The sequence below is a fragment of the Salinarimonas ramus genome, from assembly GCF_014645695.1.
GTDB lineage: Bacteria > Pseudomonadota > Alphaproteobacteria > Rhizobiales > Beijerinckiaceae > Salinarimonas > Salinarimonas ramus.
Genome location: NZ_BMMF01000013.1, coordinates 88,869 through 107,942, shown reverse-complemented (window position 1 = coordinate 107,942; position 19,074 = coordinate 88,869). Strand labels below are relative to the sequence as shown.

General features: G+C 70.3%; 11 protein-coding genes. 7 read left to right on the top strand and 4 right to left on the bottom strand.

The genetic code is table 11. The annotated features are described in order from the left end of the window. The first annotated feature begins 11 nt into the window (after nt 1-11). Nucleotides 12-1,709, top strand: a complete 1,698-nt coding sequence (locus IEX89_RS19700; protein ID WP_244645587.1) for a bifunctional GNAT family N-acetyltransferase/carbon-nitrogen hydrolase family protein — start codon at nt 12-14, stop codon at nt 1,707-1,709. A 187-nt stretch (nt 1,710-1,896) separates the two neighbouring features. After that, entirely contained in the window at nt 1,897-4,632 is a 2,736-nt protein-coding gene (locus IEX89_RS19695; RefSeq protein WP_188914973.1) for an HAD-IC family P-type ATPase, read from the top strand. Nucleotides 4,633-4,696: 64 nt separating this feature from the next. Here IEX89_RS19695 and IEX89_RS19690 read toward each other — a convergent pair whose 3' ends face one another. The 3 genes from IEX89_RS19690 to IEX89_RS19680 form a co-directional block, all read right to left on the bottom strand. Next, the gene (locus tag IEX89_RS19690; protein ID WP_188914972.1) at nt 4,697-7,888 is read right to left on the bottom strand and encodes an efflux RND transporter permease subunit; all 3,192 of its coding nucleotides are present in this window, start codon (nt 7,886-7,888) and stop codon (nt 4,697-4,699) included. Beyond that, nucleotides 7,885-9,258 carry an efflux RND transporter periplasmic adaptor subunit gene (locus IEX89_RS19685; protein WP_188914971.1) on the bottom strand — a complete coding sequence of 458 codons (1,374 nt, stop codon included), beginning with the start codon at nt 9,256-9,258 and terminating at the stop codon, nt 7,885-7,887. Before IEX89_RS19685 ends, IEX89_RS19690 begins: the two co-directional genes overlap by 4 nt. A 147-nt stretch (nt 9,259-9,405) precedes the next feature. Further along, on the bottom strand, nt 9,406-10,236 hold the full coding sequence (locus tag IEX89_RS19680; protein ID WP_188914970.1) for a polyphosphate kinase 2 family protein: 831 nt from the start codon (nt 10,234-10,236) through the stop codon (nt 9,406-9,408). Between the two features lie 105 nt (nt 10,237-10,341). On the opposite strand from IEX89_RS19680, the gene trhA reads away from it, so the two are divergent. From trhA to IEX89_RS19655, 5 genes are all read left to right on the top strand, one after another. Beyond that, the gene (trhA, locus tag IEX89_RS19675) at nt 10,342-11,064 is read left to right on the top strand and encodes a PAQR family membrane homeostasis protein TrhA (protein ID WP_188914969.1); all 723 of its coding nucleotides are present in this window, start codon (nt 10,342-10,344) and stop codon (nt 11,062-11,064) included. A 131-nt stretch (nt 11,065-11,195) separates the two neighbouring features. Continuing rightward, nucleotides 11,196-12,953: a thiamine pyrophosphate-dependent enzyme gene (locus tag IEX89_RS19670; protein WP_188914968.1), complete on the top strand. Its 1,758-nt coding sequence runs from the start codon at nt 11,196-11,198 to the stop codon at nt 12,951-12,953. A 10-nt stretch (nt 12,954-12,963) separates the two neighbouring features. Further along, nucleotides 12,964-14,058, top strand: coding sequence for an enolase C-terminal domain-like protein (locus tag IEX89_RS19665; protein ID WP_188914967.1), 1,095 nt, complete (start codon nt 12,964-12,966; stop codon nt 14,056-14,058). A 37-nt stretch (nt 14,059-14,095) separates the two neighbouring features. Further along, nucleotides 14,096-17,041, top strand: a complete 2,946-nt coding sequence (locus IEX89_RS19660) for an FAD-binding and (Fe-S)-binding domain-containing protein (RefSeq protein ID WP_188914966.1) — start codon at nt 14,096-14,098, stop codon at nt 17,039-17,041. 87 nt (nt 17,042-17,128) lie between these two features. Continuing rightward, entirely contained in the window at nt 17,129-17,467 is a 339-nt protein-coding gene (locus IEX89_RS19655) for a DUF3140 domain-containing protein (RefSeq protein WP_188914965.1), read from the top strand. Nucleotides 17,468-17,628: 161 nt separating this feature from the next. Here IEX89_RS19655 and IEX89_RS19650 read toward each other — a convergent pair whose 3' ends face one another. Then, the gene (locus tag IEX89_RS19650; RefSeq protein ID WP_188914964.1) at nt 17,629-19,047 is read right to left on the bottom strand and encodes an MFS transporter; all 1,419 of its coding nucleotides are present in this window, start codon (nt 19,045-19,047) and stop codon (nt 17,629-17,631) included. Between the last annotated feature and the right edge of the window lie 27 nt (nt 19,048-19,074).

Genomic DNA, 19,074 nt, shown 5'->3' with positions numbered 1-19,074 from the left:
GAGAGGCTTTCGTGAACGAGGATGCCGGCGACAAGACGCTGATCGACGACGCAACCACCGACGCCGCGACGCGAGAGGCGCACGCGCCAGGCGTCAAGCGCGCCGCCGCCAAGGCGTCCAACGCGCGCACCGCCAAGGCCCAGGCTCGCGCCGAGACGAAGCCGAAGCTCTTCGTGCGGCCGGCTCTGCTCAAGGACGTGCGTGCCATCCAGGCGCTGTGCCGGCGGGCCTACCCGACGATGGAGCCCTATTCCCAGGCCCAGCTGCGCGGCCAGATCCAGATGTTCCCGGAAGGTCAGTTCGTCGCCATCTACCAGGACGAGCTCGTCGGCTACGCGGCCACCTTCCTCATCGACGAGAAGACGGCGCTCGCCCCGCACGACTGGAACACGATCACCGGCAACGGCTTCGCCTCCCGCCACGACGACGACGGGGACGTGCTCTACGGCTTCGAGGTGATGGTCGACCCGAAGCATCGCGGGTTGCGCATAGGCCAGCGCCTCTACAATGAGCGCAAGCGCCTCGCCATCGACCTCAAGCTCAAGGCCATCGTCTTCGCCGGGCGCATGCCGGGCTACGCGAAGGCGAAGCGCCGCAAGCAGGTGGCGAGCGCCGAGGAATATCTCGAGTCCGTGGTGGAGCAGGGCCTGCGCGACCAGGTGATCTCGTTCCAGATGCGCAACGGCTTCGAGCCCCTGCGCGTCCTCCACGACTACCTGCCCATCGACACGGAGAGCCGCGGCAACGCCGTGCACCTCGTCTGGTGGAACCCGGCCGTGGCGCCGGATCCGGCCTCGCGCAACGACAAGCAGCGCCGCCGCCCGCAATCGACCGTGCGCGTGGCCTGCATCCAGTACCAGCAGCGCAAGGTCGAATCCTTCCAGGAATTCGCTGACCAGGTCGAGTATTTCGTCGATGCCGTGGCCGACTACAAGTCGGACTTCTGCGTCTTTCCGGAGCTGTTCACGCTCCAGCTGCTCTCGATCGACAACGAGAACCTGCCGCCCGACAAGGCGATCGCGCAGCTGTCCCGCTATACCGAGCGGCTCAAGGAGATGCTGTCGCGGCTGGCCGTGCACTACAACATCAACATCATCGGCGGCTCGCATCCGACGCGGGACGAGGACGGCGACATCATCAACGTCTGCTATGTCTGCCTGCGCGACGGCTCGATCCACGCACGCCCGAAGATCCACCCGACGCCCAACGAGCGCTATTGGTGGTCCATCGTCGGCGCCGACGAGGCGAGCACGGTCATGACCGATTGCGGGCCGATCGGCATCATGATCTGCTACGACAGCGAGTTCCCCGAGCTCGCCCGCCACCTCGTCGACCAGGGCGCGCAGATACTGTTCGTCCCCTTCTGCACCGACGAGCGCAAGTCCTACCTGCGGGTGCGCTATTGCTGCCAGGCGCGGGCGGTGGAGAACCAGGTCTACGTCGCGCTGGCCGGCAACGTGGGCAATCTCCCCAACGTCGAGAACATGGACATCCAGTACGCGCAGAGCTGCATCCTGACGCCCTGCGACTTCCCCTTCGACCGCGACGGCATCGCCGCCGACACGACGCCGAACTCGGAGATGGTCGCCATCGCCGACCTGAATCTCGACACGCTGCGCCAGGCGCGCGCCAACGGCACCGTCCAGAACCTGCGCGACCGGCGCTTCGATCTGTATTCGGTGCAGTGGAGGAAGGAGCGGTCGCGGTGAGGTGTCCCTTCCTGTAGGGGAGGGGAATGCCGGCGCCAGCCGGCGAGGGGTGGGGTCCGTCGCTTGCCGGTGAAACGCCCCATCTCGGCTTCGCCGAGCACGCCGTTCGGCGTGCCCCATCCGTCACCGGCTTCGCCGGCGCCACCTTCCCCTACAGGGAAGGAGAGATGCGTGGAGTGATCCGCCCATGCCCCCCACGGACGACGACGCGACGCGGCCCCCCGACGCTCGCCCCTGGCACGCCATTCCCCATGCCGACGCGCTCGCGCATCTCGAGAGCGCGCCGCACGGCCTCGCTGCGGACGAGGCGGCGCGGCGGCTCGAGCGGCACGGGCCCAACCGGCTGCCGCAGGCGAAGCGACGCGGGCCGCTGCAGCGGCTCCTCGATCAGGTCAATTCCGTCCTCATCTGGATCCTACTCGTCTCGGCGCTGGTGACGGCGCTGCTCGGCCATTGGATCGACACCGCCGTCATCCTCGCCGTCGTCGTCGCCAACGTGGGTATCGGCTTCGTGCAGGAGGGCAAGGCGGAGGCGGCGCTCGACGCCATTGCCGGCATGCTCGCGCCCCAGGCGGCGACGCTGCGCGACGGCAAGCGCGTCGGGATACCCGGCGAGCATCTCGTGCCGGGGGACGTCGTGCTCGTCGAGGCGGGAGACCGCGTCCCGGCGGACCTGCGCGTCGTCGAGGCGCGCAACCTGCGCATCGAGGAGGCGGCGCTCACGGGCGAGAGCGTGCCCTCCGAGAAGTCGATCCATCCTGTCGAGGCGGACGCCCAGCTCGGCGACCGCGCCTCCATGGCCTATTCCGGCACCATGGTGACGGCGGGCTCCGGCCGCGGCGTCGTCGTCGCCACCGGTTCGCGAACGGAGATCGGCCGCATCTCGGGCCTCCTCGCCGAGGTCGGCGAGATGACGACGCCGCTGCTTCGCCAGATCGACAGCCTCGCCAAGACGCTCGCCATCGGCATCGTCGTCCTCGCCGCCGCGGTGCTGGCTTTCGGCATCCTGGTGCGGGGCTACGCCTTCGACGAGCTCTTCATCGCCGTCGTCGGCCTGATGGTCGCGGCGATGCCCGAGGGCCTGCCGGCGCTTCTCACCATCACGCTGGCCATCGGCGTCCAGGGCATGGCGAGACGGAATGCGGTGGTGCGCCGGCTCCCGGCCATCGAGACGCTGGGCGCCGTCTCCGTCATCTGCTCGGACAAGACCGGCACGCTCACCCGCAACGAGATGATGGCCGCGACCGTGATGACGGGCGAGCGCGTCTACGAGGTCTCGGGCGAGGGCTATGCGCCCGAGGGCGGCTTCACGCACGACGGCGCGGCGGTCGACCCGGCGGACGAGCCGCTCCTCGCCGATCTCGCCCGCGCCGCGCTCCTGTGCAACGACGCGGCTCTGACGCGTACCGAGCACGGCTGGCGCGTCGAAGGGGATCCGATGGAAGGCGCCCTCGTGGCGCTCGCCGCCAAGGCCGGCTTCGAGCCGCGGGCGGAGCGCACGTCCTGGACGCGCATGGACGCCGTGCCCTTCGACGCGCAGCACCGCTTCATGGCGACCCTCGACAGGCCGAACGAGGCGGAGCGCGGCGCCTACGTCTTCGTCAAGGGCGCGCCCGAGCGCATCCTCGCCATGTGCGACGTCGCCCGCGGCGCCGACGGGCGCGACCTGCCCCTCGACCGCGCGCGTTGCCACGCGGCGATCGAGGAGATCGCGGCGAAGGGCCAGCGTGTCCTCGCCTTCGCCGGGCGCGAGGCGGGGGAGGGGGAGGACATGCTCGACATCGAGAGCGTCGAGCCGGGCCTCGTCCTGATCGGGCTCGTCGGCCTCATCGACCCTCCGCGGGAGGAGGCCGTGGCCTCCGTCGCGGAGTGCCACGAGGCCGGCATCGACGTGAAGATGATCACCGGCGATCACGCCGCGACGGCATCCGCCATCGCCCGTGCGCTCGGCCTCTCGAACCCCGACGACGTGCTCACCGGCCGCGACCTCGACGCGCTCGACGACGCCGCGCTGGCCGAGCGGGTGCGGGCGGTCGACGTCTTTGCGCGCACCAGCCCCGAGCACAAGATCCGCCTGGTCTCGGCGCTCCAGGCGCAAGGACGCGTCGTCGCCATGACGGGGGACGGCGTCAACGACGCGCCCGCGCTCAAGCGCGCCGACATCGGCATCGCCATGGGCCGCAAGGGGTCCGAGGCCGCCAAGCAGGCCGCCGACATGGTGCTGCTCGACGACAATTTCGCGACGCTCGAAGCCGCCGTGAAGGCGGGCCGGACGGTCTACGCCAATTTGCAGAAGGGCATCGCCTTCCTGCTGCCGATCAACGGCGGCGAATCGGCGAGCCTCGTCATCGCGCTCCTCGCCGGGCTCGCGCTGCCGATCACGGCGGTGCAGATCCTGTGGGTGAACATGGTCTCGTCCGTCATCCTCGGCACGAGCCTCGCCTTCGAGCCGCCGGAGCCCGACGTCATGCGCCGGCGCCCGCGCGATCCCGAAAAGCGCATCCTCGACGCCTTCCTCGCCTGGCGGGTGCTCTTCGTCTCGGCCCTGTTCACGGCCGGTATCTTCGGCGCCTATCGTTTCGGCCTGTCGCAGGGACACGACGAAGCGACGGCGCGCACGATCGCGGTGAATGCGCTCGTCGCCATGGAGATCTTCTACCTCTTCGCCGTGCGCTATCTCGACAGCCCCTCGATGACGCTGGCGGGCGCGCTCGGCACGCCGGTCGTGCTGATCGTCGTCGGTGCCGTCACCGCGCTGCAGCTCGGCTTCACCTACGTGCCGTTCATGAACGCGGTGTTCGACTCGCGACCGCTCGGCTTGGCCGAGCTGGCGGCGGCGCTGGCGGCGGGTGTCGCCGTGCTGGTGATGCTCGAGGCGGAAAAGCTCGTGCGCCGCGCGATGACGAGGCTCCGCACCCGCTGAGGCGACCACCGATACGCCTGCACCAAGCGCCACCTCTCCGCAGGGGAGGACGACGGCCGCCCCCTCAGCGCACCTCCGCGAGCCCCGCGAGCCGGAGATAGCCGCGCTTCATCCGGGCGAGGTCCTGCGCGACGCCCAGCAGCGCCGGCACGACGAAAAGGATGATCAGCGCCGCGACCAGCAGCCCGAAGGAGAGCGTGATCGCGATGGGGATGAGGAACTGCGCCTGCAGGCTCTTCTCCGCGATGAGCGGCGCCATGCCGCCCGACGTCGTCAGCGTGGTGAGCAGCACAGCGCGGAAGCGGTCGACCGACGAGGCGACCGCCGCGGAGGCCGGGTCCTCGCCGTCGCGGACGCGCTCGTTGTAGCGGTCGACGAGGACGATGGAGCCGTTGACGAGGATGCCCGAGAGCCCGAGCAGCCCCACCATCGACAGGAAGGCGAACTGGAAGCCGAGGATCCAGTGCCCGATCACGGCGCCGATGAAGCCGAAGGGGATGACGAGCATCACCAGGATCGGCTGCGACCAGTTCTGGAAGACGAGGGCGAGGATCACGTAGATCGCCGCCAGCGCCACGATGGCGCCGAAGCCGAGGTCCCCGAAGGCGGCGGCCTGCGTCTCGGCGCGCCCGCGCACGGCGGTCTCGACGCCGTATTGCGAGCGCAGCGCCGGCAGGATGTTGTCGACGACGTCGCCGCGCACCTCGCCCTCGGGCGTGACGTCGGCGTTGACGTCCGCCGTCACCGTGACGGCGACGCGCCCGTCGCGGCGCTGGATCAGCGCGAAGGCGGCGCGCTCGTCGATGGTGACGACGTCGCCGAGGCGCACCTGAGCGCCGGACGGCGTGCGCAGCATCATGTCGAGGAGGCCCGCGACCGATTCGTCCGCGCCCTCCTGCTTGACGCGGATCGTCACCTCCTCCTCGCCGGCGGCGAAGCGCATGGCGACGGCGCCCTGATAGACGGCGCGCACCTGGGAGATCACGACGTCGGCGGTGAGGCCCAGCGCCTCGCCCCGCGGCGTCGTTGCGAGCACGATCTCGTTCTTGCCGAAAGGCGTGTCGTCGGCGATGCCGTAGACGCCTGGATAGTCGCGAAGCCGCAGCTTCAGCTCCTCGGCGGCGGCCTTGAGCGTCGCGAGGTCGGCGCCCGTGAACGAGACGTCGATGTCCGAGCCCGGCGGGCCCGATCGGCGGCCGGTGATGGAGATCTCGTCGAGCCCCGGGATCGCCGGCACGGCCGCCTCGAAGGCGGCGACGACGTCGGGCGTGCGGATCGTGCGCTCCTCGCCGGGCGTCAGCTCGACCTCCACGGTCGCCATGTTGTCCCCGCGCTTCTGCCCGGCGACGCCCAGGCGCGAGAAGGCGAAGCGCACGACGCGCTCGCCGCTCTGCGCCGCGATGTCCGCGTCCGCCGCCTCGATCGCGTCCTCGACGCGGGCGAGGGCGTCGACCATGGCGGCTTCCGACATGCCGGGCGCGAACATGATCTCGGCGGTGACGTATTCGGGCTCGGGCGTGGGGAAGAAGGTGAATTGCACGCGCCCGCCGGCGATGAGGCCCACCGAGAGGATCAGCGCCGCGACGGCGAGCGCGATGGTCGAGTAGCGCCAGGCATAGGCGATCCGCGCGAGCGCCCGGATCGGCCCGTTGCGGAAGCGGTCGATGCCGCGCTCCAGCCCCGCGCGCATGCGGCTCATCGCGGAGGGCCGTGCCCGGCGCGCCGCGCGGGCCTTGGCGCGCTCCTGCGCGGCGAGCGCGTGGCGCAGATGCGTCGGCAGGACGAGGAAGCTCTCGAAGAGCGAGGCCGCGAGCGCCACGACGACGACAAGGGGGATCGCGACGATGATCTGCCCGACCACGCCCGAGATCATGAAGACCGGCAGGAAGGCGGCCTGCGTGGTCGTCGTCGCCGCGATGACGGGCACGAGCATGCGCATGGCCGCGCCGTGGGCGGCCTCGGTGGGCGACTTGCCGGCTTCGGTGAGCGTCACCGCGTGCTCGCCGACGATGATGGCGTCGTCGACGAGGATGCCGAGCACGAGGATGAGGCCGAGAAGCGAGATCGCGTTGATCGTCTGCCCCGTCGCCCACATCAGCGCGAAGGTGGCGAGCAGCGAGATCGGCACGCCCATCGCCACCCAGAAGGCGACGCGGGTGTTGAGGAAGAACAGGAGCACGACGACGATGATCGCCATGCCCGAGAGGGCGTTGAGCGAGAGTGTCTCGATGCGGTCGGAGACGACCTGCGCGCGCACGTCGAAGAGCTGCGCATGCACCGTCGGCGGCAGGCGGGCCTCGAGCTCCTCCACGTGGTCGAGGGCCGCCGACATGCTCTGGAGCGTGTCGGCACTCTCCGCACGCTGGATGTCGAGGAGGATCATCGGCGCGCCGTCGCGCAGGAGGCGCACGCCCCCGTCGCGCAGCGCCTCGCGGATCGCGGCCACGTCGCGCACGAAGATGCGCTCGCCCTCCGCCGAGGCGACGACCTCGATGGCGCCGATGCCGGAGGGCCGATCCGTGCGCGAGAGGGTGCGCAGGGTGCGCTCGCTCGCGCCTTCCAGCGTGCCGAGCGGCTCGGACAGGTTGGTCCTCGCAATCGCGCGGGAGACGTCCGCTGCGGTGAGACCGAGCCGGCGCATGGCGGCCGCGTCGACCTCCACCCACAGCTCGCGGGCGCGGTCGCCGGTGAAGACGACGCGATCGATGCCGCGGTCGAGGAGGCCGTCGCGCGCGTCGCGGGCGAGGGATTTCAGCGTGTCCTCGGAGACGTCGCCCGAGAGCGCCAGCAGCGCCACCGTCTCGTAGAATTCGACGCGGGTGACGACGGGGCGCTCCGCCTCGAGCGGCAGCGTGCTGATCGAGGTCAGCGCCTGCTCGACGTCCGAGAGCGCCTTGTCCATGTCCGCGCCCTCGACGAATTCGAGGACGATGCGTGCCGACCCTTCGACGGCGTAGGAGGTGATGTCGTCGACGCCGTCGAGGAAGCGCACCTCGGGCTCGATGACGTCGAGGACGGCGGTGGAGACGTCCTCCGGGCTCGCGCCCTGCCATGCGACGGTGACGAAGATCGTGGGGATCTGCACCGTCGGGAAGAATTGCGTGTTGAGGCGCGTGAGCGCCATCAGCCCCATCAACGCGACGCCGAGCGCGAGCAGGTTCGCGGCGATGCGGTGGCGCAGGAAGCCGTTGATGATGCCGATGATCCCGCCGCCGCCCGCGGGCACGGCGTCGCGCTCGTCCGTCGCGGCGCTCATCGCCCGACCTCCGCGTCGGCGGCGGGCGTGCGTATCTCGACGAGCTGGCCGGCACCGGCCGCCGTGAGGCGCGAGGCGAGGATCGTCGTGCCGGCGGCGATCTCGGGGGCGCGCACCACCGCCTCGTCCTCGCCCCAGGCGAGGATCTCGACGGGCACGCGCGCGAGCCGGCTCTCGCCGTCCACCGTGAAGACGCCGCCGTCGTAGAGGGCGGTGACGGGAAGGGTGAGCGCGTTCTCGTAGACGCGATCGGCGAGGCGCGCCTCGACGAAGGCGCCCGGACGCAGCACCTCGGCGTCCGCTGCCTCGTCGAAGGAGGCGTAGACGGCGAAGGAGGCGTCCTGCGCCGCGCTGGCGACACGCGTGATCGTCGCCGCGCGCCTGATCTCGCTCTCGCCGGCGCTCCAGATGACCGTGACCGGGCGGCCCACGAGGCCGCCGTCCGGGGCGAGTCGGGCGTATTGCGCGTCCGAGAGGAGGAAGCGCGCCTCGAGCCGCTCCGTGGCGACGAGGGTCGCGATCCGGTCGTTGAGCGAGACGACCTTGCCCACCTCCGCGCCGACGTCCGAGACGAGGGCGTCGAAAGGTGCGCGCAGGACCGTGTCCGCGAGATTGCGCTCGGCCTGGGAGACGGCGAAAAGCAGCCGGTCGAGGGAGGCATCGAGTGCCGCGCGCTGGGCCTCGTAGATCGCGAGCTGGTTCTCCCGCGTCTCGAGCGCCGCCCGCGCCTGCGAAACGCGCAGCTCGACGTCGTCGAGCGCGCGCGCCGAGGCCGAGCCGCTGTCGCGGAGCGTCGAGATCCGGTCGAGATCCCGCTCGGCGATGACGAGCTGGTCGCGGGCCCGCTCGATCGCGTCGGTCTCCTGCCGGGTGCGGGCCTCGAGCTCGGCGATCCGCGCCTGCGCCTCCGCCAGATCCGCGTTCGCCCGCACGAGCGCGCCCTCGTAGGCGAAGGGATCGATGGTGACCAGCGGATCGCCCGCCGCCACCCGCCCGCCGTCGACGAGGGCGTCCGACACCGACACGATCGGCCCCGACACGAGAGCGCGGATGTCGACCGAGCGGCCGGAGACGATGCGGCCGTAGACCGTCAGCGTCGGCTGGACGGGCCCGGGATCGGCGACGATCGCCGCGATCGGCCGCGCCACCTCGCCCTGACGTTCGACGGGGACGGTGGGCTTCGTCGCCCGCATCCAGCCGAAGCCGGCGAGCGCGCCGACGATCAGCGCGATCGGCAAGATCACCATGACGAGGAGCCGGAGGCCCCGGCCGATGCGCGAGAGCACGCTCGGACGCCGCGGCGCGGGTCGGTCGGGATCGGCCTCCCGGTCGGCCGCGAAAGGCGGTTCGTCGTTGACGCGCGCGTCCATGGTCTTCGTCATCCTCGAGGGCGGGAAACTCACGGGCTGCAAACCGTTTCGTCGCCTTGTCTTCGCCCTGTCTCACATAGACCCGTTTCGCAGGTGCGAACAGCACGTGAAGAAACGTAAAGCGGCAGCATCGACGCCTCGCCGGGCTTACGTGTCCACGACGTCTCGCGGATCAATCCCGAGCTTGGCCTCGGCCTCCGCCAGGAGCCCCAGGTCGAGGGGCCGCGGCGAGAGGTCGACGTCATGGGAAAGCGCCTCCACGATCGCCTGCAAGGCTTTGATGCGGCCCGACTTCTTCTGCTCGGAGGAGACGACCGTCCAGGGTGCGCGGACGGTCGAGGTGCGGCGCACCATGTCGTCGACGGCGGCCTCGTAGTGCGGCCATTTCTCGCGGTTGCGCAGGTCCTCGTAGGACAGCTTCCAGCGCTTGAGCGGGTCGCGCAGGCGCTCGACGAAGCGCTTGCGCTGCTCCTTGGGGGAGATGTGGAGGAAGATCTTCACGATGCGCGCACCGTCGTCGAGCAGCATGCGCTCGAAGGCGACGATCTCTTCGTACGCGCGCTGCCATTCGGTCTGCGTGGCGAAGTCCTCCACGCGCTCGACGAGCACGCGTCCGTACCACGAGCGGTCGAAGATCACGATCTCGCCGTTGCCGGGAAGCCGGGTCCAGAAGCGGTGGAGATAGTGGTGGCGCTGCTCGGCGGGGGAGGGCGCGCCGATGGGCCAGACCTTGAAGCCGCGGGGATCCATGGCCGCCGCCATGCGGCGGATGGTGCCCCCCTTGCCGGCGGCGTCCCAGCCCTCGAAGACGATGAGCGCGCGCTCGCCCTTGTGCAGATACGCCTGCTGGATGCGCTTCAGCTCCGTCTGCAGCCGTGCCTCCTCGGCGAGGTATTCGTCGTCCTCGATACGCTCCTTCAAGTCCACGTCGGACAGGGAAAATTCGGGTGCCACCAGGCGGTTCGCGTCCAATTTCATGCTATCGTCTCCCGGAACGTCGACCAGGGAAGCGCCGTTCGCCGTCCGGAGCAAGCGCCCGTCGCGATGATGCTCCCCAGCGGCACGACAGGAGACGGAGACCATATGAACGTGGAAGGGCCGAGCGTCGAAGCGCAGACCGGGGAAGCGCGCGACCGAGCCGCCGGTTTCGTCCCCCCCGTGCGGGTGAAATGGGACTACAGCCGCGCCGAGCTCATCGCCGACGGGATCGTGCATGCGCTGGGCCTGAAGCTCGCCCTGATCGGCGTCGTCCTCATCACGCTGTGGGCGGCGGAGCGCGCCGGCGCGCTCGAGATGACGGGGCTCCTCGTCTATTGCTTCGGGCTCGTCACGGTTCTCACCGTCTCGGCCATCTACAACCTCTATCCCGCCTCGCGCACCAAATGGATCCTGCGCCGGTTCGACCATTCGGCGATCTACATCCTCATCGCCGGCACCTACACCGCCTTCCTCACGCAGGTGGACGCGGCGCATGCCGCCCCGCTCCTCGTCATCCTGTGGGGCGCGGCCGCGACGGGCGTGACGCTCAAGCTCGTCTTCCCCGGCCGCTGGGATCGCGGGGCGATCCTGCTCTACCTCGCGATGGGCTGGAGCGGCGTGCTCGGCGGCGAGGAGATCATCGCGGCGCTGACGCCCACGACGCTGTGGCTCATCGTCATCGGCGGGGCCATCTACATGGCCGGCATCGTCTTCCACCTGTGGGAGACGCTGCGCTTCCACAACGCCGTCTGGCACGCCTTCGTGCTCGTCGCGTCCGCCTGCTTCTACTTCGCGGTGCTCGACGCCATGGTGCTCGCCAAATCTTGAGCAGAGCGTCAACCGTGGGCGCTTAGACCGGCCTCTCCTTTCCAGGAACGATCCGCGTCCCTCCCTGTTGACCGGGCAAAGCGGTGCGCCACGCGCCGCGACCCCGCGCCGCCGCACAGGGAGAGGCTCTCATGGCATCGAAGACCGCCGCCGACGTTCTCGTCGACACGCTGATCGAGTGGGGGGTCGACACGATCTTCGGCCTGCCGGGTGACGGCATCAACGGGATCATCGAGAGCCTTCGCAAGCGCAAGGACGAGATCCGCTTCGTCCAGGTCCGCCACGAGGAAGGCGCGGCCTTCATGGCCTGCGGCTACGCCAAGTTCACGGGCAAGCTCGGCGTCTGCCTCGCGACCTCGGGCCCCGGCGGCATCCATCTGCTGAACGGCCTCTACGACGCCAAGCTCGACGGGCAGCCTGTCCTGGCCATCACGGGCCTGCAGTTCCACGACCTGATCCAGACGCACACCCAGCAGGACGTCGAGCTCGACAAGGTCTTCCAGGACGTATCGGTCTACAACGCCCGCGTCATGGGCCCGGCGCACACCCGCAACGTCGTCGAGCTCGCCTGCCGATCGGCGCTCGCCTATCGCGGCGTCGCCCACGTGACCATGCCGGTGGACACCCAGTCCCAGCCGGTGAAGGCGGATTACCGCTCCAAGCGCAACATCGCCGGCCACGTCTCCGACCGCATGGCCGAGAGCGCCCACATTCCCAACGCGAACCAGATCGCGGAAGCGGCGGCGCTCCTCAACGAGGGCAAGCGCACGGTCATTCTCGCGGGTCGCGGCGCGCTGGGCGCGGGCGATCACGTCATCGCGCTGGCGGAGCGGCTCGGTGCGCCGATCGTCAAGCCGCTGCTGGGCAAGGGCGTCGTCCCCGACGAGCACCCGCTGACGACCGGCGGCACGGGCCTTCTCGGCACGCGGCCCTCGCAGGAGGCGCTGGAGAGCTGCGACACGCTGCTCATCGTCGGCTCGTCCTACCCCTACGTCGAGTTCTACCCGCAGCCGGGGCAGGCGAAGGCGGTGCAGATCGACATCGATCCGCAGCGCATCGGGCTGCGCTACGACGTCGATGTGCCGCTGGTCGGCGACAGCGTGCGCGTGCTCGAGCTCCTCATGCCGCATCTCGCCTATCGCGAGGACCGCTCCTTCCTGGAGGAGGCGCAGGCCGGCATGCGCGAGTGGCGCGAGCTGATGCACGAGCGCGGCACCCGCACCGACATGCCGATGAAGCCGCAGGTCGTCGCCCACGAGCTGAACAAGCTCATGCCGTCGAACGCGATCCTCACCACCGATTCGGGCACCATCACCACCTGGGTCGCGCGCCACATCGACATACGCGGGGACATGATGTTCTCGTGCTCGGGCAACCTCGCCACCATGGCCTGCGGGCTGCCCTACGCGAATGCCGCCGCGATCGCCTATCCGGGGCGCCCGGTCGTCGCCTTCGTGGGCGACGGCGGCTTGTCGATGCTGATGAGCGAGCTGATCACGGCGAAGAAATACGACCTCGACGTGAAGGTCGTCGTGATCAAGAACAACACGCTCGGCCAGATCAAGTGGGAGCAGATGGTCTTCCTGGGCAACCCGGAATACGGCTGCGAGCTGGAGCCCGTGGACTTCGCCACCATCGCGCGCGGCTGCGGCTTCGTCTCCTTCACGGTCACCGATCCGGCGGAATGCGCGACGACGCTGCGCCAGGCGCTGGCGACGCCGGGGCCGGTGCTGGTGGAGGCCGTGGTCGATCCCCACGAGCCGCCCATGCCCCCGAAGATCAAGCCCGGCCAGGCGGCGAAGTTCGGCGAGAGCCTCGCCCGCGGCACGCCGAACGCGACGAAGATCGCGCTCACCGCCGCTTCGGACACGGTCCGCGAGATCATCTGAGGCGGATGCGATGGTCGGCGTCGTGCCCATCGACGCGCTCGAGGCGCGCGCCTACCGCATCCCCACGGATGCGCCGGAGGCGGACGGGACGCTGGAATGGGAGGCGACGACCCTCGTCGTCGTCACGGCGGGCGCAGGCAACGTCCGCGGCACCGGCTATTCCTTTGCCGACGCTGGCGCCGTGGGCGTGGCGAACCGCACGCTCGCCGCAGAGATCCTCGGCGAGAATGCGATGGACGTCCCGCGCCTGTGGGACCGCATGCGCCGGCGCGTGCGCAACATGGGGTCCGGCGGCATCGCGGCCGGGGCGGTCTCGGCGGTCGACACCGCTCTGTGGGACTTGAAGGCCGGCCTCGTCGGCCTGCCGCTCGCTGACCTCTGGGGCGCGCGGCGCGACGCGGTGCCGATCTACGGGTCCGGCGGCTTCACCAGCTACGACGACGACCGTCTCGCCGAGCAGCTCGCGGGCTGGGTCTCCGAGGACGGTTGCGGGCGCGTGAAGATGAAGATCGGCGCGGACCGGCGCGACGCCGAGCGGCGGATGACGCGCGCCAAGGAGGCGATCGGGGAGGAGGCTCGCCTCATGATCGACGCCAACGGCGCCTGCACCCCGCGCGAGGCGCTGGCCATCGCCGAGATCGCCGACGGCTTGGGCGTCGACTGGTTCGAGGAGCCGGTGACGTCCGACGATCTCGAGGGCCTCGCCTTCGTGCGCGGCGGGCTTCCCGGCGCCGTCGACTGCGCGGCGGGGGAATACGTCTACGGCCCGCACGACGCGCGGCGCATGCTGGAGGCGCGGGCCGTCGACTGCCTCCAGCTCGATGCCACCCGCTGCCTCGGCTATACCGGCTTCCTCCAGGCGGCGGCGCTGGCGGAGGCCTTCGCCATCCCGATCTCGGCCCATACGGCGCCCGCGCTGCACCTGCCCGTCTGCCGCGCCGCGCCGGGCCTGCGGCACATCGAGTGGTTCCACGATCACGTACGCATCGAGGCGATGCTCTTCGAGGGCGCCCCCGTTCCCCGCGACGGCGCGATCGCGGCGAGCACCGCCGCCGGCCACGGCCTCACCTTCAAGACCAAGGACGCCGAGCGCTTCGCGCTCTGACCCCTCAGCCTGCGCGACGCACGAGGAGACGACCCGCATGGACGAGCCCGCCCGCGTCATCCACCGCAACGCCGCCGGCCGCATCGAGACGGAGGCGGCGCGCTTCGACGGCGACGCGCGGGCGCTCGAGCGCGATCTCGCCGAGCGCGTGAACGGCGAGGTGCGATTCTCCGACGGCGACCGGGCGCTCTACGCCACGGACGCCTCGAACTACCGGCAGGTGCCCATCGGCGTCGTCGTGCCGCGCACCGTCGAAGCCGGCGCGGAGGCGATGCGCACGGCGATCCGGCACCATGCGCCGATCCTGTCGCGCGGCGGCGGGACCTCGCTCGCGGGGCAATGCACCAACACGGCCGTCGTCATCGACTGGTCGAAGCATTGCAACCGCGTGCTCGGCATCGATGCGGAGCGGCGCACGGCGCGGGTCGAGCCCGGCTGCATCCTCGACGTCCTGCGCGCGCAGGCCGAGCGCCACCACCTGACCTTCGGGCCCGATCCCGCGACGCACGACCACAACACGCTCGGTGGGATGATCGGCAACAATTCCTGCGGCGTGCATTCCGTCATCGGCAAGCGCACGGCGGACAATGTCGAGGCGCTCGACATCCTCACGCCGCGCGGCCTGCGGCTCACCGTCGGCAAGACCTCGGACGAGGACCTCGCCCGCATCCGCGCCGAGGGCGGGCCCGTGGCCGACCTCTACGACAATCTCGACGCCTTCCGGAAGACGCATGCGCGGCTCCTGCGCGAGGGCTACCCGGACCTGCCGCGGCGCGTCTCGGGCTTCGCCGATCTCGACAAGCTCCTGCCCGAGCACGGATTCGACGTCGCGAAGGCGCTGGTGGGCACGGAGGGCACCTGCGTCGCCATCCTCGGCGCGACGCTGACCCTCATCGAGAGCCCGCCCGAGCGCGTGCTGTGCGTCCTCTCCTTCCCCTCGATCTTCGAGGCGGCGGACGAGGTCGTGGCCGTGCGCGAGCACGGGCCCATCGCCATCGAGGGCATCGACGGCTTCCTCGTCGACGCCATGCACAGGAAGCACCTGCACGAGGAGGACATGAAGGTGCTCCCGGAGGGTCATTCCTGGCTCGCCGTGGAGTTCGGCGCCTTCGACCGGGCGGAGGCCGAGGAGAAGGCGCGGGCTTTGTGCGCGGCCTACCAGCGGAAGGGCGTCGCGGCGCGGGTGCTGACACGCCCCACCCGCGAGCAGAAGCTCTGGAGCGTGCGCGAGGCGGGGCTGCCGGGCTCGGCCTACATCCCCGATCGCCCGGAGACCTGGGAGGGCTGGGAGGACACGGCGGTGCCGCCGGCGAAGCTCGGCGCCTACCTGCGCGACCTCAAGGCACTCTACGACAGGTACGGCTACGTCTCCCCGATGTACGGCCATTTCGGCGACGGGCTCGTCCATTGCCGCGTCTCCTTCGACCTCAAGCACGAGGACGGCGTCGCGCAATGGGGACGCTTCCTCGGCGAGGCGGCGGATCTCGTCGTGCGCCACGGCGGCTCGCTCTCGGGCGAGCACGGCGACGGGCAGGCGCGTGGCGAGCTGCTCGAGCGCATGTACGGCTCCGAGATGCTCGCCATGTTCCGCGCCTTCAAGGGCATCTTCGATCCCGACGGGCTGATGAACCCGGGCAAGATTCTCGACGCCTACCCTGCGACGTCGAACCTGCGGCTGGGGCCCGCCTACGATCCCGACGAGCCCAAGACCGTGTTCTCCTTCCACGAGGAGGGCGGCTTCGTCGCCGCGGCCGAGCGCTGCGTGGGCGTCGGCAAGTGCCGGCGCATCGAGTCGTCGGGTGGCGTCATGTGCCCGAGCTTCATGGCGACGCGCGAGGAGAAGCACTCGACCCGCGGCCGCTCGCGGCTCCTCTTCGAGATGCTCCACGGCGGCGCCATGCAGGGCGGCTTCCACGCCGACGCGGTCGAGGACGCGCTCTCGCTGTGCCTCGCCTGCAAGGGCTGCAAGAGCGATTGCCCCGTCAACGTGGACATGGCGACCTACAAGGCGGAGTTCCGCGCGCACTACTACAAGCGCAAGCTGCGCCCGCGCGCCGCCTATTCGATGGGCCTGATCCACCTGTGGGCCCGCATCGGCTCGAAGCTGCCGCGGCTCGCCAATTTCGCGGCGGGCTTCCCCGGGATCTCGCGGCTCGCGAAGTCGGTGGGCGGCATCGCGCAGGAGCGCGACATCCCGAAATTCGCCACCCGCACCTTCCGCGCCTGGTTCGAGGCGCGCGAGGACCGGCCCACCGACGGCGAGCGCGTGCTGATCTGGCCCGACACGTTCAACGACAATTTCCGCCCCGACACGCTGATCGCGGCGACGCTGATCCTGGAACGTGCGGGATACGCGGTCGACATCCCACCGCGCCCGCTCTGCTGCGGGCGCGCGCTCTACGACGAGGGCTTCCTCGGCACGGCGCAGAATCTGTGGTTCCGCACGCTCACGACGCTGAAGGACGACATCGCGGCGAGAACGCCGATCATCGGGCTCGAGCCCGCCTGCACCACGGCGTTCAAGGACGAGCTCGTGAACCTGTTCCCTGACGACCAGCGGGCGCGCGATCTCTCGGCGCAGACGTCTTACTTCTCGGATTTCGTCATGGCCGACGAGGACCGCTTCGACCTGCCGCGAATCGGGGAGGGGGCGCTGGTGCAGATCCATTGCCACCATCACGCGGTCATCAAGGACGCGGGCGAGCGCGCGCTGATGGACAAGCTCGGCATCGAGGCCGAGATCGCGCCGTCGGGCTGTTGCGGCATGGCGGGCTCCTTCGGCTTCGCGAGGGAGACCTACCCCGTGTCCCGCGACTGCGGGGAGCGGGTGATCCTGCCCATGGTGCGCGAGGCCGAGCCCGGCCGCACCATCCTCGCCGACGGCTTTTCCTGCCGCGAGCAGATCGAGCAGGGCGCGGGGCGCCCGACGCGCCACCTCGCCGAACTGATGGCCGAGCGCATGGGGCTCTCCACGCACGGGTGAGCGCCCCCGCGACGGCACGCCGCTCGACCCGAAGCCCGGCCGGCGCGTTTTTCCTCCGAAACCGGAACAGAGGGAGACGACGACGCCATGGACGACCAGGAGAAGCAGGAGATCTACCGCGAGTTCGGCGAGGCGGTGAACATGACGCCCAAGGAGCTGGAGGACTGGCTCGAGACGGACGAATCGAAGGAGGTCGGCTGGACGCACGAGGGCGAGAGCGAGGCCGTGGGCCACAAGTCCGGAAGGCGCATCGTCGAGATCAAGCACACCAAGAAGGCCGACCTCGGCGACGACGACTACGCTCACATGAAGAAGGTCGTCGGCTACGTCCACCGCCATTCCAAGCAGGGCGGCCCGGGCGAGGACAAGGAGCACTCCCGCTGGCGCTATTCCCTGATGAACTGGGGCCACGACCCGCTGAAGTGAGACGCGTGCCGCCTTCTCCTTCCCTGTAGGGGAAGGTGGCTCGGCGCAGCCGAGACGGATGGGGCACGCGGCACGCGTGTTCGGCGTAGCCGAAGGGGAGGGCGCTTCACCCGCAGGCGACGGACCCCACCCCTGGCTCGCTCCGCGAGCATTCTCCTCCCTTACAGCGAGGGAGGCTTCGGTGCGGGGCCGAGATTGGTCCGGTGGCCGGACATCTCGGCGCCGGCGTCGGGGTCGAGGCGGGCGAAGACGAAGTAGGCCAGCGCCGAAAGGGCGGCCATGAACAGGAAGGCCGGGGTGAAGTCCTCGGTCATCAGCCGTTCGTGGCCCGCCATCAGGCTGAACGCCTCGAGCGCGAAGGCGGCGATCGTGACGCCGACCGCCAGCGCGACCTGCTGCACGACGCTCGTCACCGCGGTGGCCTGGCTCATGTCCTTGCGCACCACGTCGGCGAAGGAGACGGCGTTCAACGCCGTGAATTGCAGCGAGCGGAAGCATCCGCCCACCAGCAGGAGCGCGATGACGATCGCATAGGGCGTCTCCGGCCGGAAGATTCCCATCACCGCGATGAAGGCGGCGCAGACGAGGCTGTTCCAGACGAGGATCGAGCGGAAGCCCAGCGTGCGGATGATGCGCGCGGCGAGCGTCTTCATGAAGAGCGCGCCCGCCGCCGCCGCGAAGGTGATGAGACCCGAATTCAGCGGATCGAGCCCGAATCCGAGCTGCAGCATCAGGGGCAAGAGGAACGGGATCGCGCCCACGCCGAGGCGAAACAGGGCCCCGCCGACGACGCCGGCGCGAAAGGTCGGCAGCACCATCAGCCGGAAGCTCATCACCGGATGCGCCACCCGCCGGGCATGGCGCGCGTAGAGCGCGAGGAGCACGGCGCCGATGCCGAAGCTCGCGAGCGAGGCCCAGAGCGGCAGCAGGTGGCGCCCCGCCGTCGCCAGGCCGAGCATCACGGTCGCGAGCCCCGTGCCGAGCATGAGATAGCCCCGCCAGTCCAGCGGCGGGGTGTCCTCCTCGCGCAGGTTCTCGATGAAGATCGACGCCAGCACCATGCCGACGAGGCCGATGGGCACGTTGATGATGAAGATCCAGCGCCAGGAGAAGGCGGTCGTGATGAATCCGCCGAGTGGCGGGCCGATCACCGGCCCCACCAGCGCCGGCACGGTGAGGAAGGCGAGGGCGCCGACGAGTTCGTTCTTGGGAATGCCCCGCAGGATGACGAGGCGGCCCACCGGCACCATCATCGCCCCGCCCATGCCCTGGAAGAAGCGCGCCGCCACGAAGCCGCCCAGCGAATCGGCGAAGGCGCAGGCGATCGAGCCCGTCACGAACACGCCGAGCGCCGCGCGGAAGATCGTGCGCGCGCCGAACCGGTCCGCCATCCAGCCGCTCACCGGGATGAAGACGGCGAGCGCGATCAGGTAGGACGTGATGGCGAGCTTGAGCGCGATCGGGTCCTCGCCGAGATCGGCGGCGATGGCCGGCAGCGCCGTCGCGATCACCGTCGAATCCGTCGTCTCCATGAAGAGGGCGGTCGCGACGATGAGGGGCGCGATGCGGCGATGACGCAAGGGTCCGGTCCTTTTTCGCGAGGGCCG

Excerpts from the sequence above, each read along its gene's own strand:
- trhA (WP_188914969.1), top strand. The coding sequence starts at position 10,342 with ATGAACGTGGAAGGGCCGAGCGTCGAAGCGCAGACCGGGGAAGCGCGC.
- IEX89_RS19660 (WP_188914966.1), top strand. The coding sequence starts at position 14,096 with ATGGACGAGCCCGCCCGCGTCATCCACCGCAACGCCGCCGGCCGCATC.
- IEX89_RS19655 (WP_188914965.1), top strand. The coding sequence starts at position 17,129 with ATGGACGACCAGGAGAAGCAGGAGATCTACCGCGAGTTCGGCGAGGCG.
- IEX89_RS19680 (WP_188914970.1), bottom strand. The coding sequence starts at position 10,236 with ATGAAATTGGACGCGAACCGCCTGGTGGCACCCGAATTTTCCCTGTCC.
- IEX89_RS19695 (WP_188914973.1), top strand. The coding sequence starts at position 1,897 with ATGCCCCCCACGGACGACGACGCGACGCGGCCCCCCGACGCTCGCCCC.
- IEX89_RS19685 (WP_188914971.1), bottom strand. The coding sequence starts at position 9,258 with ATGGACGCGCGCGTCAACGACGAACCGCCTTTCGCGGCCGACCGGGAG.
- IEX89_RS19665 (WP_188914967.1), top strand. The coding sequence starts at position 12,964 with ATGGTCGGCGTCGTGCCCATCGACGCGCTCGAGGCGCGCGCCTACCGC.
- IEX89_RS19690 (WP_188914972.1), bottom strand. The coding sequence starts at position 7,888 with ATGAGCGCCGCGACGGACGAGCGCGACGCCGTGCCCGCGGGCGGCGGC.
- IEX89_RS19670 (WP_188914968.1), top strand. The coding sequence starts at position 11,196 with ATGGCATCGAAGACCGCCGCCGACGTTCTCGTCGACACGCTGATCGAG.